This window comes from Peristeroidobacter soli (assembly GCF_004138485.1).
Taxonomy (GTDB): domain Bacteria; phylum Pseudomonadota; class Gammaproteobacteria; order Steroidobacterales; family Steroidobacteraceae; genus Steroidobacter; species Steroidobacter soli.
Genome location: NZ_RYEV01000005.1, coordinates 1,078,044 through 1,103,474, shown reverse-complemented (window position 1 = coordinate 1,103,474; position 25,431 = coordinate 1,078,044). Strand labels below are relative to the sequence as shown.

Annotated in this window: 21 protein-coding genes and 1 tRNA gene; 13 read left to right on the top strand and 9 right to left on the bottom strand. The window is 62.6% G+C overall.

Annotated elements, in window-relative coordinates; genetic code table 11:
• Nucleotides 1-160 precede the first annotated feature (160 nt).
• Together tfpZ and EKO19_RS26060 are read right to left on the bottom strand one after the other, a co-directional pair.
• Nucleotides 161-913 (bottom strand): TfpX/TfpZ family type IV pilin accessory protein, encoded by a 753-nt coding sequence (tfpZ, locus tag EKO19_RS26065; RefSeq protein WP_129780023.1) that lies wholly within the window; start codon nt 911-913, stop codon nt 161-163.
• A 103-nt stretch (nt 914-1,016) separates the two neighbouring features.
• The gene (locus EKO19_RS26060) at nt 1,017-1,478 is read right to left on the bottom strand and encodes a hypothetical protein (RefSeq protein ID WP_129780021.1); all 462 of its coding nucleotides are present in this window, start codon (nt 1,476-1,478) and stop codon (nt 1,017-1,019) included.
• A gap of 184 nt (nt 1,479-1,662) precedes the next feature.
• Here EKO19_RS26060 and zwf point away from each other — a divergent pair, with 184 nt between their 5' ends.
• Nucleotides 1,663-3,126: a glucose-6-phosphate dehydrogenase gene (zwf, locus tag EKO19_RS26055; RefSeq protein WP_129780019.1), complete on the top strand. Its 1,464-nt coding sequence runs from the start codon at nt 1,663-1,665 to the stop codon at nt 3,124-3,126.
• On the opposite strand, the gene EKO19_RS26050 is transcribed toward zwf, so the two are convergent.
• The gene (locus EKO19_RS26050; RefSeq protein ID WP_129780017.1) at nt 3,123-3,812 is read right to left on the bottom strand and encodes a PEP-CTERM sorting domain-containing protein; all 690 of its coding nucleotides are present in this window, start codon (nt 3,810-3,812) and stop codon (nt 3,123-3,125) included. The two genes, zwf and EKO19_RS26050, sit on opposite strands and share 4 nt — an antisense overlap.
• A 406-nt stretch (nt 3,813-4,218) precedes the next feature.
• Entirely contained in the window at nt 4,219-5,628 is a 1,410-nt protein-coding gene (locus EKO19_RS26045) for a serine hydrolase domain-containing protein (protein WP_157995444.1), read from the bottom strand.
• A 171-nt stretch (nt 5,629-5,799) separates the two neighbouring features.
• Between EKO19_RS26045 and EKO19_RS26040 the strand changes: the two genes are divergently transcribed.
• The 7 genes from EKO19_RS26040 (at nt 5,800) to EKO19_RS26010 (ending at nt 13,095) form a co-directional block, all read left to right on the top strand.
• On the top strand, nt 5,800-7,419 hold the full coding sequence (locus tag EKO19_RS26040; protein ID WP_129780013.1) for an amidase: 1,620 nt from the start codon (nt 5,800-5,802) through the stop codon (nt 7,417-7,419).
• Between the two features lie 61 nt (nt 7,420-7,480).
• Nucleotides 7,481-8,467 carry a glycosyltransferase family 2 protein gene (locus EKO19_RS26035; RefSeq protein ID WP_157995443.1) on the top strand — a complete coding sequence of 329 codons (987 nt, stop codon included), beginning with the start codon at nt 7,481-7,483 and terminating at the stop codon, nt 8,465-8,467.
• 110 nt (nt 8,468-8,577) lie between these two features.
• Nucleotides 8,578-8,793, top strand: a complete 216-nt coding sequence (locus tag EKO19_RS26030; protein WP_129780009.1) for a hypothetical protein — start codon at nt 8,578-8,580, stop codon at nt 8,791-8,793.
• A gap of 175 nt (nt 8,794-8,968) precedes the next feature.
• Entirely contained in the window at nt 8,969-10,105 is a 1,137-nt protein-coding gene (locus EKO19_RS26025; protein WP_157995442.1) for a DegT/DnrJ/EryC1/StrS family aminotransferase, read from the top strand.
• Complete coding sequence (locus EKO19_RS26020) at nt 10,102-11,274, top strand: glycosyltransferase (protein ID WP_129780005.1); 1,173 nt, start codon at nt 10,102-10,104, stop codon at nt 11,272-11,274. Before EKO19_RS26025 ends, EKO19_RS26020 begins: the two co-directional genes overlap by 4 nt.
• Before the next feature lie 81 nt (nt 11,275-11,355).
• Complete coding sequence (locus EKO19_RS26015) at nt 11,356-12,009, top strand: BON domain-containing protein (RefSeq protein ID WP_129780003.1); 654 nt, start codon at nt 11,356-11,358, stop codon at nt 12,007-12,009.
• Nucleotides 12,010-12,084: 75 nt separating this feature from the next.
• Nucleotides 12,085-13,095 carry an ATP-grasp domain-containing protein gene (locus EKO19_RS26010; RefSeq protein ID WP_129780001.1) on the top strand — a complete coding sequence of 337 codons (1,011 nt, stop codon included), beginning with the start codon at nt 12,085-12,087 and terminating at the stop codon, nt 13,093-13,095.
• Here EKO19_RS26010 and EKO19_RS26005 read toward each other — a convergent pair.
• On the bottom strand, nt 13,088-15,211 hold the full coding sequence (locus EKO19_RS26005) for a spermidine synthase (protein WP_129779999.1): 2,124 nt from the start codon (nt 15,209-15,211) through the stop codon (nt 13,088-13,090). The two genes, EKO19_RS26010 and EKO19_RS26005, sit on opposite strands and share 8 nt — an antisense overlap.
• Before the next feature lie 73 nt (nt 15,212-15,284).
• Here EKO19_RS26005 and EKO19_RS26000 point away from each other — a divergent pair, with 73 nt between their 5' ends.
• Nucleotides 15,285-16,568, top strand: coding sequence for a PQQ-dependent sugar dehydrogenase (locus tag EKO19_RS26000; RefSeq protein WP_129779997.1), 1,284 nt, complete (start codon nt 15,285-15,287; stop codon nt 16,566-16,568).
• Between the two features lie 131 nt (nt 16,569-16,699).
• Here EKO19_RS26000 and EKO19_RS25995 read toward each other — a convergent pair whose 3' ends face one another.
• Nucleotides 16,700-19,438, bottom strand: coding sequence for an exo-rhamnogalacturonan lyase family protein (locus EKO19_RS25995; RefSeq protein ID WP_129779995.1), 2,739 nt, complete (start codon nt 19,436-19,438; stop codon nt 16,700-16,702).
• A 491-nt stretch (nt 19,439-19,929) separates the two neighbouring features.
• Here EKO19_RS25995 and EKO19_RS25990 point away from each other — a divergent pair, with 491 nt between their 5' ends.
• Genes EKO19_RS25990 through EKO19_RS25975 form a run of 4 tightly spaced genes read left to right on the top strand, consistent with a single transcriptional unit; the run spans nt 19,930 to nt 24,472 of the window.
• On the top strand, nt 19,930-21,477 hold the full coding sequence (locus EKO19_RS25990) for an alpha-N-arabinofuranosidase (protein WP_129779993.1): 1,548 nt from the start codon (nt 19,930-19,932) through the stop codon (nt 21,475-21,477).
• Between the two features lie 3 nt (nt 21,478-21,480).
• Nucleotides 21,481-21,804, top strand: coding sequence for an L-rhamnose mutarotase (locus EKO19_RS25985; RefSeq protein WP_175597192.1), 324 nt, complete (start codon nt 21,481-21,483; stop codon nt 21,802-21,804).
• Between the two features lie 11 nt (nt 21,805-21,815).
• Complete coding sequence (gene bglB, locus EKO19_RS25980) at nt 21,816-22,922, top strand: beta-galactosidase BglB (RefSeq protein ID WP_129779991.1); 1,107 nt, start codon at nt 21,816-21,818, stop codon at nt 22,920-22,922.
• Nucleotides 22,923-22,927: 5 nt separating this feature from the next.
• Nucleotides 22,928-24,472: an MFS transporter gene (locus EKO19_RS25975; protein ID WP_129779989.1), complete on the top strand. Its 1,545-nt coding sequence runs from the start codon at nt 22,928-22,930 to the stop codon at nt 24,470-24,472.
• A 4-nt stretch (nt 24,473-24,476) separates the two neighbouring features.
• Here EKO19_RS25975 and EKO19_RS25970 read toward each other — a convergent pair whose 3' ends face one another.
• From EKO19_RS25970 to EKO19_RS25960, 3 genes are all read right to left on the bottom strand, one after another.
• Complete coding sequence (locus EKO19_RS25970; RefSeq protein WP_129779987.1) at nt 24,477-24,791, bottom strand: helix-turn-helix domain-containing protein; 315 nt, start codon at nt 24,789-24,791, stop codon at nt 24,477-24,479.
• Nucleotides 24,784-25,158 carry a type II toxin-antitoxin system RelE/ParE family toxin gene (locus EKO19_RS25965; protein ID WP_129779985.1) on the bottom strand — a complete coding sequence of 125 codons (375 nt, stop codon included), beginning with the start codon at nt 25,156-25,158 and terminating at the stop codon, nt 24,784-24,786. Before EKO19_RS25965 ends, EKO19_RS25970 begins: the two co-directional genes overlap by 8 nt.
• Before the next feature lie 144 nt (nt 25,159-25,302).
• A tRNA-Cys gene (locus EKO19_RS25960) sits at nt 25,303-25,376 on the bottom strand.
• Nucleotides 25,377-25,431 lie beyond the last annotated feature (55 nt).

The following is a 25,431-nucleotide window of genomic DNA, read 5'->3' as shown; positions in this document are numbered from 1 at the left end:
TGCAATCTATGACCGGAACGGTCAGCGGATCAGTCACGAAGCGGTTGCGGCTCAGTCATCGGCCAGGCAGGGTTGTGACCGCTCGCGACGTCACGTACCGCCGATACTCCAGCGGCGGCGGTAACAAAGCATCAATAGATAACAAAACGATCCGAGACCGTCAGTAGTACGGATCGACCGGCAGATACGCGAGCGGCGGCCCGCCATTCGCATCCAGCAGCACGGTCCAGAACGTCTTGCCCCGGATGGGCAGCCAGCGCAGTTGCGCTTCCGGAATCTTCAGCCCGGCCTCCGCGACCATTTGCCGGGCCTCGGGATGATGTTTGTAGAGGACCTCGAGCGGCTGTGCCTTCTGCTTGACCTGTTCTCTCACCGCCTCGTAAGGCACGAAGTACTTCGGAAACATCTGGATGTCTTTGCCCGAGACCGCTGAGAACAGCAATGCATTGCGTTCTTCTCTATTGGTCGGCGATTGGGTACCGACGACTTTCGGGCCCCACTTGGGACGAGTGCGGTATGGATCCTTGGCGGCCTGTAGATCCTGGTCCTCCAGATCCCCCGCCAGCGCCACCTCGAACGCATCCTTGGCGAAGGCCACATACGCGGGCCGTGCATCCGCGATGGACATGACGCCATATCCAAATGCCGCGAGCTGCACGATGCCGATGACGGTGTAGTCGAAGATCAGCGCGCGGCGCGTCTTCTTGCTGTTGTAGACGATCAGCGACGACAGTGGCCCCAGCACCAGGTCGATGCCGCTGATCAGCAGAAACAGTCGGGTGCCGCCCAGCATTTGCTGGAACGGATCCGGAAACCACACGAGAAAGATCACCGCGGCGGCGAGGGCCGCCATGGCGGCGGTGACCAGGAAATGCAGCGACAGCGCACGAAACTTTTCGCGCCAGGCAATCATGGGACAGTCAGGCTCCGACAACTCGCCAGCGGCGAATTATCCGGCGCGCCCCCGGACGCTGCCAAATCCGGGGCAGCCGCAATCGGCCGACCTGTGCGTTGGATCACATCGCCTGCGCCTTGCGGCTGGCGAGCGCGATCGGCACGCCGATCCCGAACGCATGCACGATCAGGCTGGTGATGAGCAGAATCGGGACGAACTTGACCTGACTGGGAAAGGCCGAGAGCGGCAGCACCACCAGGTTCATGACCCAATACACCAGGAATCCGTACAACGCGCCCCACCCGACCGGCCGTGCCACCAGGAACCGCAGACGGGTACTGGCGAAATAGAAGATCGCGGCGATGATCATCATCAGCACGAAGTGCAGCACCAGGCCAAGGGTCGCCGTCGCGTTGCCGCCCTGGTAGGCCGGAGAGCCCAATAGGCCGCTCGCGACCGATTGCAGAATTCGCGATGGCGGCACGCCGCGCGTGGCCGAGAAGCCGACTGCGTAGCTGATATCGATGAGCCCGGCGATGAGCCCGCCCCACAGGATGGCGTAAGCGGCACGATTGCGCGGCATGACTGGTCCCCATTCCGACGGCGCGTCAGCGCCCTGTTTTCGTGCACCGGTGAGTTATGCCGGCAATCTAGCGAATCGGTCGACAAATGTCTGCGGCTCGGCCGTACGTGCTGTGGCATGTGTCGATCAGCAAAGACCGCGCGCTGCGCTATGCTGCCGGCAGCTTCCGTTTCGGATGAACTCGATGGCAAAAATTCCTCCTGGCGTCGGTCCGCGCTTTCCCCAGGTCGTGGTGCTGTTCGGCGCCACCGGCGACCTGGCCCGACGCAAATTGCTGTCCGGTCTGTTTCATCTGACCAGCGTCGGCTTCATTCCCGGCTGCCGGATCGTGGGGGTGTCGCTCGATGAGCTGAGCGCCGATGGCTTTCGCGATCTGGCGCGACGGGCGCTCACGGAGTTCTCCGCCCGTCCCGTGGCGGACGCGGAATGGCAGGAGTTTGCCAACAGCCTGGACTACGTGCCGCTCAGTGCGGGACCGGCGGCGCTGAAGGCCGCGGTCGAAAAGGCCGAAGCGACCTTCACCGGCGAGAGCCGTCGTCTGCACTATCTCAGTGTGCCGCCGAACGCGGCGTTGTCCGCCGTGCGCATGCTGGGCGAGGCCGGGCTGGTCGAACGATCCCGCATCGTGATGGAGAAGCCCTTCGGCGTGGATCTCGCCAGCGCCGTGGAGCTGAACAGCCGCCTGCACGAAGTGTTCAAGGAAGATCAGATTTTTCGCATCGATCATTTCCTGGGCAAGGAGCCGGCGCAAAACATTCTGGCGTTCCGCTTCGCCAACGGCTTGTTCGAGCCGATCTGGAATCGCAACTTCATCGATCACATCCAGATCGACGTGCCCGAGAGCATCGGGCTCGCAACGCGCGCAGCGTTCTATGAAGCAACCGGCGCGTTTCGCGACATGGTGGTCACGCACCTGTTCCAGATTCTGGCGTTCGTCGCCATGGAGCCACCGACGTCGCTCGAGCCGATTCCCATCAGCGAGGAGAAATACAAAGTCTTTCGCAGCATGTGCCCCATTCAGCCGGGCGACGTGGTGCGAGGTCAGTACGCGGGCTACCGCTCCGAGGAAGGTGTGAATCCGCAGTCGGAGACCGAAACGTTCATCGCATTGAAATGCCTGATCGACAACTGGCGCTGGGCCGGCGTGCCCTTCTATCTGCGGACCGGCAAGCGCATGGCCGAGGGCCAGCGCATCATTTCGATTGCATTCCGCGAGCCACCGAAAAGCATGTTTCCAGCCGGCTCGGGCATCGGCGACCGCGGGCCCGATCACCTCACGTTCGATCTCGCCGACCAGTCGAAGATGTCATTGTCCTTCTATGGCAAGCGCCCGGGCCCGGGCATGCGCCTGGACAAACTCAGCCTGCAATTCGCGATGCGCGACACGGGCCTGATCGGCGACGTGCTGGAGGCCTACGAACGTTTGATCCTGGATGCGATGCGCGGCGATCGCACGCTGTTCACGAACGCCGAGGGCATCGAACGACTGTGGGCATTGTCGACGCCGCTGCTGGAAAACCCCACACCGATCCGGCCCTATCCGCAAGGCTCGTGGGGACCGAACGCGATCCATCAACTGATCGCGCCACGCGCCTGGCGATTGCCTTTCGAGCGCGTGTGGCGCGATCCGGATAAGTTGGGGAGTTAGGCCGTCTTGCGACGGCGGCCGGCGAGCAGACCGAGGCCACCGAGGGCGAACAGCGCCATCGTGCCGGGCTCGGGAACGTTGACGGCGTCGACCACCAGATTGTCGAGGAAGAACTTGCCGTCGCCTCGGATGCCGGGAATGCCCGAAATGACCAGCCGGTCCATCACGCCGAGATTCGCGCCGTTGAAACCGAACAGCCAGCTCTGCCCGCCGACCCACGCGGCATAGTTGGACGGATCGGCCGCCGGGAAATAAACATCGGAGCTGGAAGTGAGCGCGCCGTTCAGATAGGCGTCGAAGCGCAGCGACATGCCGTGATTGTTCAGGCCACTGAGCACATCGATGCTGGACAGCGTGAACTCGCCGTCCGCGGTGATCGACAACGGACCGTAGGCGGTCAGCAGACCCGAGTCGTTGAGCGCACGATCCGACAAGAGTGCATCGGGATAGTCACGCGCGTAATTGGTCTCGTAGGTGCAAAGCGTTTCAGACGAAATGGCAACCGCCGAAGCGCCGTAGGAGCGTGCGCATTTCTGCCACGGATCCATCGAGCCCGCGCTCTGATAGTTGGCGTATGAGAATTCGGGCGAAGCATCGAAATCGTTGAATCCCACCGAGACCATGCCGGCGTGCGCCGTGCAAGCAAACCCTGCTGTCAGAACCGTTGCCAAGACAATGCGCTTCATCGCTGCTCCTTGAACCGTCAACCCGGGCTGCTGCTCGGGCTGGGCCGCACTATGTCTTGACAGGTTATGTCGCGCTAGTGTCGCGTTGCTGTACAGGACAAACACCGACAGTTGCGACGTCGTTTCATTCGAGGAGATGGGTCGCGACCGACAACTGTGACGTCGCGCACTGAGCGCCTATGAAAATATGTGAACCGGATCGCAGAACGAGATCCGGCAGATGAACTAGCCCGCGCCGTGCCGGTCGCAGGCCCCCGCGGGACGTGCGCAAATGAACTGGCCGACTTCGTTGCCGGCCGCAGGCCACGTCGGACGTGCGCAAATGAACTGGCCGACTTCGTTGCCGGCCGCAGGCCACGTCGGACGTGCGCAAATGAACTGGCCGACTTCGTTGCCGGCCGCAGGCCTAGCGACGCGACGTGCGCTCGAATTTGAGGCCTTGAATCTCATCCGCGCCGAGCACGAAGCCCTTGCCGCCGAACGTCAACGTCACATCGTGCTGCTTGCTGTAGAAGCGCTGACCCTCGACGGCATACAACGTGAGCGGCGGCTGATAGCCCACCACGGCCTGCAACGCCTCCCCCACCACGCTCAGCGTGTAGCTCACACCCAGCTCCTCGCTGTAATACGTCCCCGCGAGCTTCTTCAATTCCGCCACGGCGGGCTGACGTTGAGCCGGCGGCGGAACGTTCGGTTGCTCACGCGGTTTCGGTACTTCCGGCCCTTCGGGGAACTTGCCATCCAGATAGATATCTGCGATGGCCTTTGCCGCCACGCGCGCCGGGCCGCCGCCGACGTTGCACAAGATCGTGGTCGCAAACTTCTGCTCCGGGAATCGCAGCATGTAGGTGTTGTAGCCGGGAACGCTGCCGCCATGCCCGACCGTGGGCAGGCCGCGATACTTCTCGATGACGAGTCCGAGCGCGTACTCGAGCTTCTTGCCGTCGTTGAGCACGCCCGCCTGCGTCATGTCCGCGAGCAGTTGCTGAGGATTGCGGCCGAGCTTGGGATACAGAAAGTTTCTATCCCACAGCGCCATGTCCTGCACGGTCGTGAGCAACGCGCCGTCGCCGACGATTTCATACGTCGGGCGCCACACTCCGAAACCGCCGCCCGGCAACTTCACATGTCCGATGGCGCGGCTCTTCATGATCATCCGGCGATCGTCATAGAACCGGGAATGCAACATCCCGAGCGGCTGGAAGATGTGATCGCGCGTGAACTCGCTGAATCGCTGCCCGCTCACTCGTTCCACGATCACGGCCATCAAGTAGTAGCCGGAATTGCTATAGGAATATTGGCTGCCGGGCTCGAAGTTCAGATGTTTCTGCCGGGCGAGGACCTCCAGCGCATATTGCTGAGGCACCGCGTCCAGCCAGTTCCAGCCGGCCAGCGCGAGCACCGAGGGCAGATCGCGGATGCCACTGGTGTGATTGGCCAGGTGACGCAACGTGATGCGCCGGCCGTAGTCCGGCAGCTCGCTCACATACTTGCGCACATCATCGTCGAGCGACAGCTTGCCCTGCTCCTGTAGCAACAGCAGCGACACGGCAGTGAACTGCTTGGACAGCGAGGCGATATTGAATACCGTGTCCGGACGGATGGCGACGCCCTGCTCCAGATCCGCCATGCCATAGCCGCGTTCCAGAACGATGTTGCCGTCCTGACTGACCTCGACTGCGCAGCCCGGGCCGTCGGTGCGCGCCCAATCCTTGAGCACCTGATCGACCTGCTGGGTGCGGTCGACGTCGGCGGCGGCGACATTGGCACAGAGAATGGTCGCCGTCAGTGCGGCGGCAAGATTGATTGTTTTCATGCTCATCCCCGTGCCTGTATACAGAAGAGCGCCGGAGCATACCGGCTGCCTCGACCCGCGCTTTGCCCAGGGGGCCACATGCTTGTCGGTTCGGGCCTCGTACCGCTTGTCGCCGGGCGGCAGGTTGGATATACGTGCCCGACAAGCCAATCCAGGCATGGGGAACCGATAATGCTGTCGAAGGGAAGCCTGCGGGCATCGCTGCGTCGTTCATTGGGAATGGTCGTGGCACTGTCGATGGGAACCGCCACGGTGCACGCGGCCGATGAGCCCGACACTCGCACGTTGAGCGAGCTGCGAGCCGATCTGGACGCACGCAAGACCACCTCGGTCGAGCTGGTCGAGGCGTTCACCCGGCGCATCGAGGCCATCGATCGCAACGGCCCGCAATTGCGTTCGATCATCGCCATCAATCCCGACGCACTCAAGCAGGCGCGCGCCCTGGATAAAGAGCTGCAAACCAAAGGCCCGCGCGGCCCCTTGCACGGCATCCCCGTGCTCCTGAAGGACAACATCGAAACGGCCGACCCGATGCCCACCACCGCCGGCTCGCTGGCCCTGATCGGCAACGTGACTCGACGCGACGCGCCCATCGCCGCGAACCTGCGCGCCGCCGGCGCCATCATCCTGGGCAAGACCAATTTGAGCGAATGGGCGAACTTCCGCTCGCGCAGCTCGACCAGCGGCTGGAGCGCAGTCGGCGGTCTGACCAAGAATCCCCACGTGCTCGATCGCACGCCCTGCGGTTCGAGCGCCGGCAGTGGCGCGGCGGTCGCGGCGGGCCTCGCACCGGTTGCCATCGGCACCGAGACCGACGGCTCGATCATTTGTCCCTCGGCGATGAATGGCGTGGTCGGTTTGAAACCCACCCTGGGGCTGCTGTCCGGCAAATACATCATTCCGATCTCGCACAGCCAGGACACCGCCGGTCCGATGGCGACCAATGTGAAAGACGCGGCGCTGTTCCTGGCCGCGCTGGTTGGCGATACGCCCGCGTGCGATCCACCGTCGGCCGGCTGCGCCAAGTCCGATTACACCAAGGGCCTCGTGCCCACGGCGCTGAACGGCAAGCGGATCGGTGTATTGCGCTTCGATCCGCCGGGCCGCAATGCCTATGTCACTCCTGTGTACGAGCGCGCGCTCGCTCACTTGAAAGAAGGCGGCGCCACCCTGATCGAGATCAAGATGCCGGACTTGCCGGGGCTGGATGAGGCCGAGGACCTGGTGCTGCATGCCGAGTTCAAAGCGGATCTCAACGCTTATCTCTCAGGCTCGCCCGCCAAGATCGGCGTGCGCTCGCTGGAGCAGCTGATCGAGTTCAACAAGAAGACGCCGGCCGAGCTGGCCCTGTTCGGTCAGGATACGTTCGAGAAAGCGAACGCCATGCCGCCGCTCAGCGATGCGAAGTACATGACGGCCCGCGCCGATGGCAAGCGTCTCGCGGGTGTCCAGGGCATCATGAAGATGCTGGCCGAGCATCAGCTGGATCTGATCGTCGCGCCGAGCACCGGTGTCGCCCCGCGCGTCGACTCGATCAATGGCACGCGCTCGCCCGGCTCCTTCACGTCCCTGCCCGCGGTCGCCGGCTATCCGCATCTCACCGTGCCCATGGGGGAGTTGAAGGGCTTGCCGCTGGGAATTTCCTTCATCGGCGCGCCCTGGTCCGAGGATGTGCTGCTCTCGGCGGGCTATGCGTTCGAGCAGCGGGCGCAGGCGCGCATCATTCCAAAGTTCATTCCTTCGATCGAAACACAGGAACGTGCGTTCGCCCCGGCGGTGCCTTCGCCCTGACCGGGGCCCCGAGCATCGCCGTCGCTGATGCCTGCCACCGCGTGCAGGTAGAATGCGCGGCATGTCCACGCCCGAACCCACAGCCCCGCCCCGAGCGCCCGCATCGATCAGCGTCATCGTGCCCAGCCATGATGGCGGCACGTTCATCGCCGAAGCGCTCGATTCCATCCTCGCCCAGAGCCTGCCGGTCCAGCAGATCCTGATCATCGACGACGGCTCGAGCGACAACACGGCGGAAGTCGTCGGGCGCTACAAAGATCGCCGCATTCAGTACATCCGCACGCCGCCGGCCGGCCTGGTCGCTGCCTGTAACGTCGGCCTCGATGCCGCCCGCGGCGAATTCGTGACGTTCCTGTATCCCGACGATCGCTGGAGTCCCGCGTTCGTCGAGCGCATGTACGACTACCTCGCCGCGGATGCGGGCATCTCCTGCGCCTTCAGCAATTTCGTGCATCTCGATGAGGCGACCGGCAAGATGGTGGGCGATCAGTTTCGCTGCTATCCAGAAATCAAACGTCCGGTGCTGCTGAAGGACGCACCTCACGCGCACGGTCGCATTCCACAAGAAAAAGCGTTCGGCGCGCTGGTGGCCTGCAGTGACATTCCAGCCTATCTGCAGGTGATGATGTTCCGACGAAGCGCGATCGAGCCGCTGCGTTTCGAGCCCGGTCTCGGGCGCGGCGCGGCCATCACCTTCGTGCTGCGGGCGTTCATGCAAGGCCTGGTGGTGTTCACCGACGAGGTCCTCGCCATCGTGCGCCGACACGACCGCAAAGCGACCCTCGATCGAGGCAACCTCGCGGTTCAACAGCTCGAAGGCTTGCAAGCACTTGCGCCGCATGTGACTCGCGAGCGCGATCTGGCGCCGTATCGCGAGCGGCTCGGCCAGGCCCAACTCGACGCGGCGATCTCTTTGATGAAAGCCGGTCAGACGCGTGCAGGTTTTCGCGCCTGGCGCGAGTCCCGCAAGTTACCCGCTGCGGGCCTGAGGAAATTTCAGGGGGCGTTGCGCTTGCTCGCGGCACTGCCACAGGGATTGTTGAAATAGCGCAGTCACTTCCCCGTATGGCCTCGCGACGCCCGAGATGACTTAATTCATGTCGATGTCCTGAAACTAAGACCAGCGGCGTCTGAGAGACAGATACCGCGGGAGTGGCGATGGCAATCGGTAGAGCAGTGCTGCTAAGGGAGTCGGGTGCTGGTTCCGCGTCGGCCGAATGGGCCCGGCGACTCTGGCGCTGGCGTCACTGGGCTTTGTTTCTTCTGGCGTTGCTCGCCGCCGCGCTCGCCACCTTCAGCCTGGTCACCGATCCCCCCCGGAAGCCGCCGATAACGACCAGTTATCTCCCCGAGCCGCGCAGCGACGTTCCCTGAACGGCATTTTCGCAATCCATAAGCCGCTGTCGTCTCGAATTGACCGGGGCGACGAAACCAACTACATACTCTCGACGTTTCGCAGGTTGGGGGCGGTGAGCGCGCGGACCGCCCTTTAACTTAAATCAACAGCGACTGGCACGCGCGGGAGTACCGAAAATTGACTGATTGGCGCGTGCCACTATCCGTGCTGGACTACGACGTGGCAGAAGCAGAGGCCGCGCAACGGGTCATTGCCAGTAAATGGTTGTCCATGGGCCCCGAAGTGGAGGCCTTCGAGCGCGAGTTCGCGCAGATGCAGTCGGCTCGCCATGCCTTCGCCGTGTCCAGCGCCACCGCCGCCCTGCATCTGGCGATGCATGCGGTCGGCCTCCGGCCCGGCGATGAAGTCATCCAGCCGGCGATCAACTTCGTCGCCTCTGCCAACATGACCTTGCTCGCCGGTGCCACGCCGGTATTCGCGGATATTTGCAGTCTTGCCGAGCCAACGCTCGATCCGGAGCACGTCGAGCGGCTGATCACGCCTCGTACCAAAGCCATCGTTCCCATGCACTACGGCGGCAATCTCGCGCGCATGAGCGAGCTGCTCGCGTTGTGCAAGCAACACGGCCTGGCGATGATCGAGGACTCCTGCCACGCGGTGGGCACCGCTTATCATGATCCGAAAGGCCGCGAGCCTCACGGTGTCATGGCCGGCAGCATCGGCGATCTCGGCACGTTTTCCTTTTACGCGAACAAGAATCTGGCGTGCGGCGAAGGCGGCATGCTGGTGACCAACCGTGACGATCTGGGCGAGCGCATTCAGATGATGCGCAGTCATGGCATGACGCGCTCCTCCTGGGAACGTCACCACGGCCGGCCCGGCTCGTACGACATCGCGCTGGCCGGCTTCAACTATCGGCTGGATGAGTTGCATGCCGCGCTGGGCCGGGTCCAACTCGCGAAACTCCTGCCGGGCAACGCGCGGCGGCGTGAACTGTTGGCGCGCTATCGCGAAGGCCTGCAGGGCGCCGAGCGCTGGACCATGGTGTTCGCCGATCAGATCGAGCATTCCTCCGGCCATTTGATGGTCGTCGTGGCGGACTCGACCGAGACGCGCGCCAACGCCGCCCACACGCTGCGTGAGGCGGGCATCCAGACGAGCATGCACTACCCCTCCATCCTGGAATTCAGCGGCTTCCGGGGTCGTTTCTCCGAGCGGCTGGAGTTGACGCATCAGTTCGCCAACCGCGCGATCACGTTGCCCATGCATCCGGGCCTGGGCACCGAGCAGGTCGACGAGATCACGCACCTCCTGCGTGCCGCTGAGTGAAAGTCATCCTGTTTGCCGCCCCCTTCGGGCAAGGCGGCCAGATGCACATTCATTGCCGACGATATCTGCGGCTGATGCAGCTGGCTGGCTGCAAGGTGACGCTGATCGAGCATGGCGGCGCGCGGTCGCTGCCGATACCCGGCGTCGACCAGCGCAACTATCCCCGGCGCCTGCGCCGGCTCGACGGACTGCTGACCACACAGGCGCTATCGTTTCTCCACAAGCGACGTCTCGAACCCCTGTTGCGCTCGGTCGCCGCGGATCTGTGTCACGTGCAATGGATGGACGAACGCGTGCTCGATGTGAGTCTCGCGGGCGGTCGTCCGTTGATTGCAACCGCCTGGGGCAGCGATCTGAACGTGCCGGCCCAGGCGGCGCCGGACGATCGGGCACGGCAACGCATCGGTGCCGCCCTTCGCGAGCTGGATCTGCTCATCGTCGATGCCGATGACAGCGCCGCCACTGCGAATGTGCTGGCCGGCACTCGCGTGCCCGCCGTAACGCTGCCGATCGGCATCGACACGCAGCTGTTTCATCCTGAGTTAGCCAAGGAGCGGGCGCGGTGGCGCCAGCAATGGCAGATCGAGCCCGATGCCCGCGTCTTTCTGTCAGCGCGACAGCTCGGTGCCGTCTATCGACCGGGCGAGATCATTGCCGCGTTCGCGGCCATGCCTGCCGCCGCTCGCGAGCGCTCCTATCTGATCATGCGAACCTTCGGCCACAGCGTCGGCACATCGCTCAGCGCCCTACGACAGCAGACCGAAGCGCTCGGCATCGCAGCGCGCGTGCGTTGGGTTGGCGGCATGCCCTATGAGCAGCAGCCGGGCTTGTTCGTCGCTGCGGACTTCTCAGTGAACTTCCCTCACATGGACGCGTTTCCGGTCACGTTCCTGGAAAGTCTCGCCTGCGGCGTGCCGGTGCTGACCAATCGCTTGAAGGCCTATGAGTCGAACGGTGCCGAGCCCTATCTGGCGTTCACCAGCGAAGACTCTGTCGCCGCACTCAGCGCAACGATGGCCACGGCACTCGCCAACGTCGACGCCCTTCGCACACAAGCTGCCCGGGGCCGCGAGCACGTCGTGCGCAACTTCGATGAGCGAGTGAGCGCCGCTCGACTGAAAGAAATCTACGATCAGGTACTGCTGCGCCATTCCGCAGGGAACCGCTGAAACGCCAACCCGTTTGTTCCTTGCTGAGCGGCGCGCCGTTGCGTAGCCGTCGGGAAATCACCGAAGCGCGAGGACATCACCATGGCATTGAAAGACTTCTTTCGCGGCGGCCATCGTCATCGAGACGAGCGCACCCGCTATCCGCTGGATCCGCTGTCGCGCGAATCCTGGCACGAGGAAGCCGACGCCCGTTACGGCGCGGACGTCTACCGGGATTTCGACGACGAGCGCCGCAGCTACAACGATCGCTGGGAGAACTCATATAGCGGCGCGGGTTACGGACGCTTCGCCAATCAACGGCGTGACGTCGAGTACGGCGGCTCGAGCAGCAATCCCTTTTACGGCGATCGTCCTCTCACGCGGGCCGGCTCCATCTACGACTCCGATTATTTCGGCTCCAAGGCCGGACTGCCGATGACCCAATGGCGAGGCGAGGCCAATAACGAGCAGCTCGGCGAACTGGCGCATCGCGGCCCGTTCAGCGGTATGGGGCCGCGCGGCTATCGTCGCTCCGATGAGCGCATCAAAGAGGATGTGTGCCAGTGCCTCACCGACGATCATCACATCGATGCCAGCGACATCGAAGTGACCGTGCAGGATCGCGAAGTGACGCTGACCGGCACCGTCAGCTCTCGCATGCAGAAGCGGCACGCCGAGGATTTGATCGAACACCTGTCCGGCGTGCGCGACGTGATCAACAGTCTGCGCGTCGTCGGCGAGACGCGGAATCTGTAACCACTCTGAAATGGACACGCCACGCCTGCGCGGGCAGCATGCGAGTTTATTCACCTCAACGACGAGGACCGTTGCATGCATTGCTGGCTTCTCTTTCATCGGGAACTTCGTCGCGACGTTCCCGAAGCAGCGGAAGTCTTCCGCTTCCAGCAGTCGGCCGTGCAGGCGGGCATTCGTCTCGACGTGCTCAATCCCCGTGATTTCGAGCTCATCGTCGATTCGACCGAGGGCTGGTCCGCGGTTTATCAAGGTCGCAAGCTGCCCAAGCCCGACCTGATCATTCCGCGCACCGGCAGCGAGACCAGCTATTTCACCCTGGCGGTGCTTCGGCATTTCGAGCGCCAGGGCATCGCGATGGTGAACAGCCCGGCCGCGGTCGAAGCCGTGGCCGACAAGCTGCAAACTTTGCAAATCCTGTCCGGCGCCGGCATTCCGATTCCAAAAACCATCCTGGGTAAATTCCCGGTCGATGTGAACGTGATCGAGCGCGAGCTGGGCTTCCCAGTGGTCGTGAAAACTTTGCGCGGTACTCGCGGCAACGGCGTGTTCCTGTGTGCGAATCGCGAACAGTTCAACGATCTCGCGACGCTGCTCGATGGCGCGCAGTCGAGCGCGGACTTCATCTTCCAGGAGTATGTGAAGGCGAGCCACGGCCGCGACGTGCGCGTGCTCGTGGTCAACGGTCGGGCCATCGCCGCGATGGAACGCCGCTCCACGGACGGCAGCTTCAAGTCGAACATCTCGTTGGGCGGTGTGGGCTCGGCGTTCGAGCCGCCGCCGGAAATGGCCGAGCTCGCCGTTCGTGTCGCGAATACTCTGGGCCTGGATGTCGCCGGCGTCGACATACTGCTCGACGCCGATGGCTATCGGATCTGCGAGGCCAATTCCTCGCCCGGTTTCCAAGGCCTGGAGAAGGCCTGTCGCATCAGCGTGCCCGACGCGATCTTCGGCGCCATGCGCGATCGGCTCGGGTTGCCGGCACAGACTCGTCGCCGCACTTCGTGGCAACGCCTGCTGGACTCGCTGCGTAACGCCGTCCGCATGGACAGCCGCCCTACTCCCAACCCGGTGCGCGAGCCTACTTAGCCTCGGCGGCGTGCGCCGTGCCTCGAAGACGCATCAGCGGCCAGACGCTGCTGTATTGATCCGTCCAACCGTCGAATGACGGCGCCGCCGTCGCCTCGTACGTAGTGGCGTTTTGGAATTCGGGCCGCGCCAACAACGGCTGATTCGAGGTCACCAGCACCCAGATGCTGGTGTCGTAGGTGCCATCGCTGATACTGCGGACCACTCGCGCCGATCGATTCACATGCTCAGCGGATCTTGCGCACACTGGCACCAGATCGATGTATCGATTCGAGATGTGCACGGCCAGCACGCCGCCCGGCTGCAGATGCTTGAAGTACAGCTCGAACGCCTCGTGCGTCAGCAGATGCGTCGGAATGGCGTCGCTCGAGAATGCGTCGATGGCCAACAGATCGAACCCTTGAGGTGACTGACTCTCCAGCGTCAACCGCGCATCGCCGAGCAGCACGTCCACATCGCCAGCCTTCCTTGCCGCGGGCAAGAACGTGAAGTACGAGTCCGCGATGTCGACGACGGCTGGATTGATCTCATAGAAGCGCGCGTAGTCGCCCTCTCTCACATAGCCCGACATCACGCCCACGCCCAGGCCCACGACCCCCATCCGCACCGGCCCCTCGGACTGCAGCGCCGCCAATGCGAGCCCGGCGCCGGAATGCTTGGAGAAATACGAGGATGGCAGGCGGCGAAGTTCCTCGTGCAAGTACTGGTAGCCATGACTGATCGTGCCGTGGATCAAATAGCGGCGCGCCAGCTCGAAACTAGTCGGATCATCCTGCACGCTCAGCACGCCATAGAAGTTTCTTTGCACCAGCACGCTCAGCCGGCGTTCCTGGTACTCCGAGCGCAGCAGCTCGCCCATCAGCGTGAGCACGCCGAGAATCATCACCACACGAAACAGCCACTGCGTGCGTCGCGCGCCGCGTCGGTACCATTGCAGGATCACATAGAGCTCGGCGATCAACACCACCAGCAACGGAAACTCGACGTACGTTTTGAAGATCACGGGCGCGATCAAGCCGACGAACGCGCCCCCCACCACACCGCCCAGGGAAATCACCAGATAGAACCGCGTGAGATAACGCCCCGCGGGTCGACGCATCACCAGCTCGCCATGACAGGCCATGCAGATGACGAACAGGCTCAACAGATAGCCCGGCACCACGTATTGAATCGGCCAGTTCTCCAGCCGATTGATATACAGATACGCCAGCCCCCCGAGCGACAGCGCCACCAGCGGAAAGAACCAGGTCGGGTGATAGAACCGGTGATTTCCAAACGCCAGGATGAACGTCGACAGGTACAGCGCGAGCGGCACCACCCACAGCAGCGGAATGGGCGCGACGTTGGCACTGAGATTTGCCGAAACCGTGACGAGCAAGCCGGATGCACATGCCGACAGTAACAGCCACACCATCATGCGCCATACCGTCGGCGCGACTGCCTTCGACTCAAACTCGGGCTCAGTCACGTCCGCCGCTTGGGAAACGGTTTGCTTACTGTTGAGAAACGCCAGGCCCGCGCAGAGTGCCGCGAACACGACGAACAACGCACTCCATCCCAACGCCAGCGCGCGTGAACTGAATGCCGGCTCCAGCAACAACGGAAAACTGAGCAACGCCAACAGCGAGCCCGCGTTGGACCAGGCGAACAACCAATACGGCGGCTCACTGCCGGTCCGACGCATGTACCAGACCTGTAGCAAGGGACTGGTCGCGCTCAGCATCAACGACGGCAGACCCACGGTCACCGTCAGCAGCAACAGGATCTGTAGCGCGGGATCGCCGCCGCCCTCGGGTCGAAAGGACTCCGACGGCAGAATGGGCATCATCAGGCAGCTGACGATCAGCAACGTGCCGTGAATCAGACTTTGCCGCCGTGGCGAAATGTGCGTCGTGAGCCAGTGCGCGTAGCTATAACCGCCGAGCACGCAGGCCTGAAAAAACACCAGGGCCGCGCTCCACACCGCGGAGGTACCGCCGAACCAGGGCAGGATTATTTTCGCGATCAGTGGTTGAACGAGGAACAACAGACACGCGCCGACGATCACAGTGACGGCGTATAGCGGTGTTCTGTATACCCAGGCTTTGGGCAGCGATCCGACGGTGGAGGCGCTCATCGCGCGGAGGATAACGCATATACTCCGCAACATGATCACCCCCTTCAACCAACGAGACATCGCGAGACAACGTATGCATCAGACGTATAAGCATTCATCGCTGCTGAAGGCGGCCATCTTGTCGCTGTTGGCTCTGTGTGCCGCCTGCTCACGCGAAGCGGCGCCGCCCGCGGCGGATGCGAATGCCCCTGCTGCATTGGCCTCACCACCCATCACGCCGGGATCACCACTGGAGACGCGGCCGCCGAATGGCACGGACTTCAAGCCCGCGTTCGCCGGTCAGACGCGCGCGCCCGCCATCAAGAGCGAGTTCCCGCTGGATATCTCCGTGGTCGCGAAGGATTTGAACGGCGCCTGGTCGTTCGAATTCCTGCCGGATCAGCGCATCCTGGTCACCGAGCGCCAGGGCAACCTGCGCATCGTCGGCAAGGACGGCAAGGTGTCGGCACCGTTGAAAGGTCTGCCCAAAGTTTATTTCGAAGGCCAGGGCGGTCTGCTCGACGTGGCCCTCGATCCCCAATTCGCAACCAATCGCACCCTCTATTGGAGCTACGCCGAACCGCGTGACGGCGGCAACGGCACCGCGCTCGCCAAGGGCGTGCTGTCGGCGGACGAAAGCACCGTCGAGAGCGTCAAGGTGATCTTCCGCCAGATGCCGACCTGGGATTCGAAACTGCACTTCGGTTCGCGCATCGTGTTCGCGCCCGATGGCAAATTGTTCCTGACGCTCGGCGAGCGCTCGCTCCCTGAAACACGCGTGCACGCGCAGGATCTGAACAGCCACTTCGGCAAGGTCGTGCGCCTCAATCCCGATGGCAGCGTACCGGGCGACAATCCGTTCGCCGGGCGCAGCGATGCCAAGCCGGAGATCTGGTCCTACGGCCATCGCAACGTCCAGGCCGCGACGCTCGATTCACAGGGCAAACTGTGGACCATCGAACACGGCCCGCGCGGTGGCGATGAGCTGAATCAGCCGCAGGCCGGTCTGAACTACGGCTGGCCCGTCATCACTTACGGCATCGAATACGCCGGCCCGAAAATCGGCGAAGGCATCACCGCGAAGGAAGGCATGGAACAGCCGGTCTATTACTGGGACCCGGTCATCGCTCCCTCCGGCATGACGTTCTACGACGGCGCCCTGTTCCCCGAGTGGCAAGGCAATCTGTTCGTCGGCGGTTTGGGCAGCACCAAGCTGGTTCGTCTGCAGATGCAGGACGGCAAGGTGGTCGGCGAGGAGTGGCTGCTGCAGGATCGCGGCAGTCGCATTCGTGACGTGAAGCAAGGCCCCGATGGGGCGGTCTACGTCGTGACTGAAGCGGCGGATGGTCAGTTGCTGAGGATCGGCCGGAAGAGCTGATTCGGCTGCGCAAGGATCTGTCTGAAATTCTGTGGTCCAGGCAGCGAGGATCGCGTGCGTCACATTTGCTGAGCACGCGATCCTGCTGACACCACGAAGAAGCGCCACGCGTCAGCGTTGGCGCGACCCGCTCAGCCAAGGTCGACAGTGAACGCCAGGCACTCGATCGCCGCCAGCCCCCACTGGGCCGCCGTGTTGGTCGACACCCACGCCGCTTCATCGACCGCGTTCATCACCGCCGGCCCGGCAATCCGCCGCGTTTCAAATCGCTGATCCGGCGCAAACCCCGCGCGCCCCGCGTAAAACTCTTCCCACGCTCGCTTGGCGAGCGCCGGATCTCGTTTGATCCTGGCGGCATAGGCAGTAAGCCGCGAGTGCCCCTGCCCAAGATTCAGCTCACCGAGACTCTCACCCAGCACCGCCTTCTGCTGCTCCGGAGGTGCGTTATAGAGCATGCAGTACTCCACCCACGCCCGCTCAAACTCCGGAATCTTCAACAACTCGATCAACTCCGCGCAGACCTCCGGCAATCCAAACGCCGCGCTGAGGTGAGAAACATTCAGCGCTCTATCATTGGATATATCGAACGCGCCGGTCCGCAGGTTCATGCGCCCACCGCCGGTAAAAAAACCTCTCGGCTGCGAACCGATCGATCGCATGCTCGCAACCAGCCGATCGCGCATCTCACGAGATCCGGTTCTCTCCCACTCCGTCAGCCATGCGCCTGCAATCGACCCCCAGTCGGTTCCAAAGCCGAGTCGCGCATAGTCGCCGTCCGCACTCTCAACAACACGGTCCTGGGCCTCGGGCAGCTTCCGTTCGGGAACTACCGCCCGAAGCGTGCGCGCCGCCTCCAACTGCTCACGCAACAAATCGCCCACGCGCTCATCGGCTGTGAGGAAGTAGTAGTAGCGACGATTCAACGCTGTGCTGATGCGCAGCTGCTTGGCGCTGCAGCCCCAGTGCATGACGTTGTGCCGCGACCCAAGGGGCGCGAACTTGCCCAAGTGATGAACGTCGACTTCTCCGGTATGCCGCGTCATCGCCTCGGCGAATCGATAGACATCTGCGCGCCCGGTGCGCAGGAAATAGAGCCAGAGCCAGATATCCGTGGACAGCTCGGAGTTGTCCCACGCATAACCGCCAACGTCATATCGCCAGGTGTGACGATCCGCATCGTAGGTATGCATCACGTCGCCATAGTTCCAGAACCCGCACCAACTATGTTGATCCCGCTGCTTCTCGTAGAAATCGAACAGGAAGTCCAGCTGCTCCTCGAGGCGCGCCTGTTTTGCATTGGATCGATCAGGCAGCGCAAACGTGCCGCCGAACACGCCCGCTCGATGCAACGTCTGTGGCACGGCGACCATCGCGGCGGGCGCACGCACCGCTGCCGCGAGCTGCACTAAACGTTCGCGAGCCGGGGTCGCTTCGAGCAACCACAATCGCATCTCGCTGGTTCGCGCAACGCCCACCGGTGTACCGAAGCCCGGCTCGTAATCCTCATAGGTGATGTTCAGACCTTGAAGCTGCTTCTCGTGCGTATCCTGGCCCAGACCGTCGTGATAGAAACGCAGATCCATCGGCGGCGCATCGGGCGCCCACAGCCACATCGTGACTTCGGCACGCTCGGTGCGGGCCTTACGAATGTCCAGTTGTGCCGGGTGGCTCTCCCAGAAGTTACGAATGCCGAATGCCACACCGCCGCTCGGCCCACCGAGATAGCCCAACCCAGAAGCGCGCCCCCCACGACTCGAGTCGAGCCATGCATAGCCGGCTGCAGTCCGCTTGCGGATCTGAAACGAATCCGCCGTGGGCTGCAGCAGCGTCCAGTCGCCGAAGGCAGGAATCAATTCCAGTCCTTCCGCCACTCTCGGACCAATCGACTTCACCTCGCGCCCCGCAATCTGCGCCTGGCGTGCCTCGATACCCGGATCGCGACGCAAGCCGGTCAAACCACGCACCGCCTCGCCGAACACACCATCGTTCTCGCCGACGAATCGGACGTGTCGATTGTGAAGCGCCTCCGACAGAGGAACATCGAAGCGCAGGCCCAGACCTCGGATGAAATCCCGCGATTCCTCGCCATCGAAAACGAAGGTGTGAACGACGCGCACATCGTCACCGCCCGCGTAGAAATACAACCGCAGCGTGAAGGGCAGCCAACGCCGCCCCTTCGGACGTGCATGCACACCGGTGATTTTGATTACCGCTCGGAGCGGGCCTTGATGCTCGATCTCGGCCGACTCGACCAACGACTCGAATGTTTCCACTTTGACGGTCGAGTCCGCCTCCTCCAGCGGCGCGTTCTGTCGAAGCGCGACCAAACGCCCACCGGCGAGCAGCTCCTTATCGCCGCGGCGGATCGACTCGATACAGACCGCACTATGCCGTAGCACCCGGCAAGTGATGACGCCCGTGTCGATCTCAATTGCCCCTGCATCCTGCTTGATTTTCAACGTCGCCGCGGGCGCCGGACCTTTCTGACCCGGCTCGACTTGAAATGCCGTGCTCGCCAAAGTCACATCCGGTGCAACCGCATGCGCCGTCCACTTCAGCGAACCATCCGGCCAATACGCAAGCGGCCACGTTTGCAACGGCACGGGTTTGCCCTCGCGATCACGCAATGAAAACGACGTGCGTGGCGAATGTTTGCTACGCGGCCACGGCATGCCCCAGGTCACACCGGTCGCGACATCCGGTGCGCGATCGTCTAACCAGTGACACCACGCCCCCTGCGCGAATGTTTCCTCCGTCAGAACCGCTGTCGGCCCGCGCGTCATTGCCTGTGAGCTCGATGCATCGCTGAGCGCTGTGGTTGCCAGAGCGCTCGCCGCGATGAACTGCCGTCGCGAAATCCCCTGTGCCATCCCATCCCCCTCATTCAGGCCCGGTAACGATTGCAATTGATCGATGTAGCCGGTCTTTTGCGTCGCAAAGACAATTTCTCTGACAAATGATTGCAAATTCGATCAAACTAGCGCAAATATTAGCAACGGGCCCCGGAGTGTCGTGTCGGATTGTTACCGGTGTCAGGGACGCTTGCCCGAGTCGACTACAGCACCGCCACGCGGTCGCAGGCACGAAGGCGGACAGAAAAGACCGGAGATTTTGGGGGATTGCATGGCGAATATCCTTGGATGTCGCGGCTCGCGCTCTGCAACGTGCGCACCGTGGACTTTGACCGCCCCGCTGCCGTTCTTACGACGCATCGCCAATGAGACTTACGGATCGCGCTACTTTCTCAGAGTGCGAGCGCGATTGTGAGTACGGTTCGAGGCGACGCGCGGCATGACAGCCCCCTTTCATCGCTGCGCGTCGTCTCGCAACCGGGTTCCTGCCCCATGGATTAAAGAGCGACATGACCATTCGAGCATCGACCCTGTTCCTGCTGTTTCTTGTTTCTTGCTCCGCCGCGCCGGCGGAATCGCTTCGAGCCAGCGTGACGGTACGCACCGACCAGCCCGGCAGCGTGATCGATCCCGGCATCTACGGTCAGTTCGCGGAGCATCTGGGCCGCGGCATTTATGAAGGCGTCTGGGTCGGCGAGAACTCACCGATTCCGAACACACGCGGCTTGCGCAACGACGTTCTGGCGGCGCTCAAAGAGCTGGGGGTGCCGGTGCTGCGCTGGCCCGGCGGCTGCTTCGCCGATGAGTATCACTGGCGCGATGGCATCGGTCCGCGCGATCAGCGACCGACACGCATCAATACGACCTGGGGCGGCGTGGTCGACGACAACTCCTTCGGCACGCACGAGTTCATGGACTTCGCCGAGCTGATCGGCGCCGAGGTCTATGTAAATGGCAATGTCGGCACCGGCTCGACGCGCGAAATGGCGGAGTGGGTCGAATACATGACCGCCGACAACAACTCCACGCTGGCACAACTGCGCCGTGCGAACGGTCGCGACAAGCCCTGGCGGGTGCACTACTTCGCCGTCGGCAACGAGACCTGGGGCTGCGGTGGCAACATGCGGCCGGAGTTCTACGCGGATCTCTACCGGCAGTACGCGACTTTCATCAAAACGCCGCGTGATAACAAACCTCAACGCATCGCGAGCGGCGCGAATGGCAGCAACACCGAATGGACCGACGTGCTGATGCGCGAAGCGGGCAGGCACATGGATGCGATCAGCGTGCACTACTACACCCTGCCCCGCGGCGCCTGGAAGGAAAAAGGCGCCGCCACCCGCTTTCCAGAATCCGAATGGATCTCCACCTTCAGGCGTACGCTGCGCATGGATGAAATCCTGACCAATCACAGCACGATCATGGATCGCTACGATCCGCAGCGGCGCGTGGCGCTGCTGGTCGACGAATGGGGCACCTGGTACGACGTCGAGCCCGGCACCAACGAAGGCTTTTTATATCAACAGAACAGCCTGCGCGACGCGCTGGTCGCGGCGGTCAATTTCAATATCTTTCACCGTCACGCCGCACGGGTGCGCATGACGAACATCGCGCAGATGGTGAACGTGCTCCAGGCCATCATCCTCACCGACGGACCGAGGATGCTGAAGACCCCGACCTATCATGCATTCGCCCTGTACAGGCCCTTTCGAGGTGCCACTCATGTTCCGGTGGAGATTTCGACGGCCGAGTACCGACTCGACGCAGAGAGCATTCCGGCTGTGCATGCCACGGCCGCGCGAGACAAAGCCGGCGCGCTGCATATCGCGCTCACGAATCTGGATCCGCACCGACGCGCCGCGGTCGAGCTGCACCTGCCGGGCCAGACTGGCAAGACGCTACAAGGGCAGATCCTGACCGCGGCCACCACCGACGCCATCAACACCTTCGAGGCTCCTGATACTGTGCGCCCTGCTCCGTTCAAAGCCATCAAAGTGAAGGGTGAGCTGCAGGTCGAGCTGCCCGCCAGGTCACTGCTCGTACTGAGTCAGAGGTAGCTCATGAGCCAGTCCAGAACGATCGCCTTTCGGATGCAGCTGAAGCCTGGCAGGGTCGATGAATATCGGCGGCGCCACGACGAGCTCTGGCCGGAGCTCGCCGAAACGCTGCATGAAGCGGGCATTCACGATTACTCGATCTTCCTCGATCCGAAGACGCTGCAGCTGTTCGCGGTACTCAAGCTGCGCCCCGGACATCGCCGCGAGGAACTGCCCGATCATCCCGTCATGAAGCGCTGGTGGCTGTACATGGCGGAGCTGATGGAAACCGAACCCGATCTGCGACCGCGCGAGTGGCCCCTCGTGCCCCTGTTTCATCTCGATTGAAGGTAAGTTTCATGCCCGTTCCGCTTCGCGACTACGACACCGCGCACCTGCATGGCACCGTCCAGCTGCTGATCTCCAATCTGGTCGATCTGAAGGATTCCTCCGGCGAGTTCCTGCTGAAGCTCGACGACGGTCGCGTCATCGACACCAAGGGATGGAACGATTGGGAATGGACGCACGGCATCGGGCTCTACGGCATCCAGCAGTATTATCAGCTCACCGGCGACCCGCGCTGCTTGCAAGTCATCAAGGACTGGTTCCGCGATCGCTTTGCCGCCGGCACGCCGACCAAGAACGTCAACACGATGGCGCCGTTCCTCACGCTCGCGAATCTCTACGAGCACTACCGCGATCCGACCTATGTGCCCTATCTGGATACCTGGGCCGAATGGGTCATGAACGACATGCCGCGCACCGATGAAGGCGGTTTGCAACACATCGTGTTCAACTCAGAGAATCCGCAGCAGTTGTGGGACGACACGTTGATGATGTGCGTGTTGCCGTTGGCGCGCATCGGTCAGGTGCTGGGACGGCCGCAGTATCTCGAAGAGGCGCGACGACAGTTCCTGCTGCACGTCAAATATCTTCACGACCGACGCACCGGGCTGTGGTTTCACGGCTGGACGTTCGATGGTCGCCACAACTTCGCCGAGGCGCTGTGGGCCCGAGGCAATTGCTGGGTGACCATCGCGATTCCCGAGTTCATCGAGATGCTGAATCTGCCGCCCGGCGATGCGCTTCGCGAGTTCCTGACCGATACCTTGAAGGCCCAGGTGCGCACACTGCAGAAGCATCAGGATGCCAGCGGCCTGTGGCACACGCTGATCAATGACGAGTCGTCCTACTTGGAAGCGTCCGCCACCGCAGGCTTCGCGTACGGCATTCTGAAGGCGGTGCGCCGGCGATATCTGCCCGAGAAGTATCTGGAGACCGGCCTGCGCGCCGTTCAAGGCGTGCTCGAAAACATCGCCGACAACGGCGAGCTGCGCAATGTTTCTTTCGGCACCGCCATGGGCTCGGATCTGGAGTTCTATCGCAAGATCCCGTTGACACCCATGCCGTACGGCCAGGCCATGGCCATGCTGTGTCTGGGTGAATACCTGCGCACGCGCATCTGACCACCATGGCCATGCGCACGGTTCGGTTCGGCCACTACGTCGCCTACGGAAGCAACGACTTCCTGGGCGCCGGCGCGATGTCGGTCATCAGCGGCTGGATCCTTTTCTTCTACACGACCTTCTGCGGTCTCACCGCCGTGCAAGCCGCCGCGATCTTCGCGATCGCACGGCTGTTCGATGCCGTGGCCAGCCCCCTGATCGGCTATATCTCCGATCATTTCCACCGCACTGCCCTCGGCCGACGCTTCGGCCGTCGACGGTTCTTCATTCTGCTCGCGGTGCCGCTGCTGCCCAGCTTCGCGCTGATGTGGATCGACGGCATGAGCTTCTGGTACTACCTCGTCACTTACGTGTTCTTCGAGGTCGTGTACGCGATGGAGCTGATTCCATACGAGACACTGGCCGCGGAGATGTCGCCCGACTACAAGGTCAAGGCGAAGTTCGCCGGCGCTCGGATTCTGTGCGGCCAGGTCGCCGCCATTCTGGCCGGCGTGCTGCCGGGCCGGATCATCGAAGCGTTCGGCAAGAGCTCGGCCGAGACGTTCTTCTATCTGGGTGTGATCTTCTCGGCGATCTTCATGCTGGTCGCGCTGGCCGTATTCATGTTCACCTGGGAGCGGCCGCGCGAGCAGATCGAGAGCATCGCCATCGAGCACGGCGACCCATCGCCGCTGCGACGACTGACGCAGCTGTATTCCGACTTGATCGCGACGCTGCGCATCCGCGCCTTTCGGCTGCATCTTGGCATGTACCTCGGCGGTTACATCAGCCAGGACATCTTCAACGCCGTGTTCACCTATTTCATCGTGTTCGCCATCGGCGGCAGCGTCGTCATTGCCTCCAACCTGATGGGCACGATGGCGTTCGCCCAGTTGCTCGCCGTCGCTGCGTTCATTCCGATGTGCCTGCGCTTGCATCCGGCGCCCTCCTATCGGATCGCCGTCAGCCTGTACGCGACCGCCGTGCTCGGCTTCGTCGCGCTCTATCAGATGCACCCCGTGCCCACAGGATGGATCTACGTGCCCGTGCTGATGGCTGGCTTGGGGCGCGGCGGCCTCAACTACATTCCCTGGAACACCTATAACTACATGGCCGACGTCGATGAGATCGTCACCGGCCGCCGCCGCGAAGGCGCCTTCGCCGGCGTCATGACCTTCATTCGCAAGACCTCGCAAGCCGCCGCGGTCATGGGCGTTGGCTTCATCTTGCAGGCCGGCGGATTCATTTCCGGAAACACCACTCAATCGCCCCAGGCAGTGCAGACCATCGTGCTGATGCTCGCGTTGGGCACGCTGACCCTGCTCGCGTTTGGCTGGATCGTGTCGCTGCGCTTTCATCTCGATCGCGATACACACGCCGTGCTGATGCGCGAGATCGCGCGCTTCAAAGAACAACCCGATCCCGTGCCCGATGCGGAGAGCCGACGGATCGTGGAGGACCTCACGGGATGGAGCTACGAAGCGTTGTGGGGCCAGAAGCAGCGACTGACGGATAAGTCATCCCAGCCAACCATGAATGCCGGTACTGCTATGACCCCCAGCCGCGACTAAGACATTATGAAACCGCTGCCAAACCGTTCTTCTGAACGAGATGAAGCAGTTTCAGGGCGGTGCCCGTCGGTCGCTTCTGACCAATCTCCCACTTCTGCACCGAGGACGTGCTGGTATTCAGAATCGCTGCGAAGACCGCCTGACTCACGTTCGCAGCTTCGCGGATGCGCTTGATCTCGGCCGGGCGCAACGGGGGAACAGGCTTGAGGCAGAGCTGATCAAACTCTCGCATGGTCACTTGATCGATAGCGTCGGCTGCATGCAGCCCACGGGCGGTCTCATGCACGGCGTCGAGAATCTTCGATCGCTTCTTACGCATCGCAATCCACCTCCGTCACCTCGCCAGCTAGCTTCGCTTTGCTCAAGGCCGCCGACGCCATCGTCAACAGCGTCTTGGCCAATCTTTTCAGCGCCGCTTCTTCCTCGCAATCGATATTGCTTCGTTCGTTCTTGGCGAAACCGTAGACGAAGAACCACCGGCCAGCGCAATTGGTTGCGACTATCGTGCGGAAGCCGCCACGTTTTCCCTGACCCGGCCGGGCAATCCGCTTCTTCAGCAAGTTTCCGCCGAGATCGGCCTCGTAAGATCCCTTGCCCATTTCCTTCACAGCTTCGCAAAGCGCTGCGTCGGACAATCCTTGCTTGCGCGCCCAACGAGTGAACCAGCGAACCTTGTAGATCGACATACCTGTCCTGCGATTCCATATAGCACTGAGTGCTACAGCCTTCAAGATCAACCAGTCTGAAGGAAATGAAGATGCAGTCGGCACCAACTACGTGGCGGGCCGACCTGGAGCCAACAGAACGGAGAACGCAGGGAACGAAGGGACTGGAGGCTCGGGCCGGAATCGAACCGGCGTAGACGGCTTTGCAGGCCGCTGCATAACCACTTTGCTACCGAGCCGTAGGAGTGGGTAGGAGTGGTGAAACCCCAGCTCCCGCCGCTGCCGCCTTGACCT

Bases quoted from the DNA above. Each gene is read 5' to 3' on its own strand.
- EKO19_RS26040 (WP_129780013.1), top strand. From the start codon at position 5,800: ATGCTGTCGAAGGGAAGCCTGCGGGCATCGCTGCGTCGTTCATTGGGA.
- EKO19_RS26030 (WP_129780009.1), top strand. From the start codon at position 8,578: ATGGCAATCGGTAGAGCAGTGCTGCTAAGGGAGTCGGGTGCTGGTTCC.
- EKO19_RS25975 (WP_129779989.1), top strand. From the start codon at position 22,928: ATGGCCATGCGCACGGTTCGGTTCGGCCACTACGTCGCCTACGGAAGC.
- EKO19_RS26005 (WP_129779999.1), bottom strand. From the start codon at position 15,211: ATGAGCGCCTCCACCGTCGGATCGCTGCCCAAAGCCTGGGTATACAGA.
- EKO19_RS26035 (WP_157995443.1), top strand. From the start codon at position 7,481: ATGTCCACGCCCGAACCCACAGCCCCGCCCCGAGCGCCCGCATCGATC.
- EKO19_RS25965 (WP_129779985.1), bottom strand. From the start codon at position 25,158: ATGTCGATCTACAAGGTTCGCTGGTTCACTCGTTGGGCGCGCAAGCAA.
- bglB (WP_129779991.1), top strand. From the start codon at position 21,816: ATGCCCGTTCCGCTTCGCGACTACGACACCGCGCACCTGCATGGCACC.
- EKO19_RS25995 (WP_129779995.1), bottom strand. From the start codon at position 19,438: ATGGCACAGGGGATTTCGCGACGGCAGTTCATCGCGGCGAGCGCTCTG.
- EKO19_RS26015 (WP_129780003.1), top strand. From the start codon at position 11,356: ATGGCATTGAAAGACTTCTTTCGCGGCGGCCATCGTCATCGAGACGAG.
- EKO19_RS25985 (WP_175597192.1), top strand. From the start codon at position 21,481: ATGAGCCAGTCCAGAACGATCGCCTTTCGGATGCAGCTGAAGCCTGGC.
- EKO19_RS26045 (WP_157995444.1), bottom strand. From the start codon at position 5,628: ATGAAAACAATCAATCTTGCCGCCGCACTGACGGCGACCATTCTCTGT.
- EKO19_RS26000 (WP_129779997.1), top strand. From the start codon at position 15,285: ATGCATCAGACGTATAAGCATTCATCGCTGCTGAAGGCGGCCATCTTG.
- zwf (WP_129780019.1), top strand. From the start codon at position 1,663: ATGGCAAAAATTCCTCCTGGCGTCGGTCCGCGCTTTCCCCAGGTCGTG.
- EKO19_RS25990 (WP_129779993.1), top strand. From the start codon at position 19,930: ATGACCATTCGAGCATCGACCCTGTTCCTGCTGTTTCTTGTTTCTTGC.
- tfpZ (WP_129780023.1), bottom strand. From the start codon at position 913: ATGATTGCCTGGCGCGAAAAGTTTCGTGCGCTGTCGCTGCATTTCCTG.
- EKO19_RS26060 (WP_129780021.1), bottom strand. From the start codon at position 1,478: ATGCCGCGCAATCGTGCCGCTTACGCCATCCTGTGGGGCGGGCTCATC.
- EKO19_RS26010 (WP_129780001.1), top strand. From the start codon at position 12,085: ATGCATTGCTGGCTTCTCTTTCATCGGGAACTTCGTCGCGACGTTCCC.
- EKO19_RS25970 (WP_129779987.1), bottom strand. From the start codon at position 24,791: ATGCGTAAGAAGCGATCGAAGATTCTCGACGCCGTGCATGAGACCGCC.
- EKO19_RS26050 (WP_129780017.1), bottom strand. From the start codon at position 3,812: ATGAAGCGCATTGTCTTGGCAACGGTTCTGACAGCAGGGTTTGCTTGC.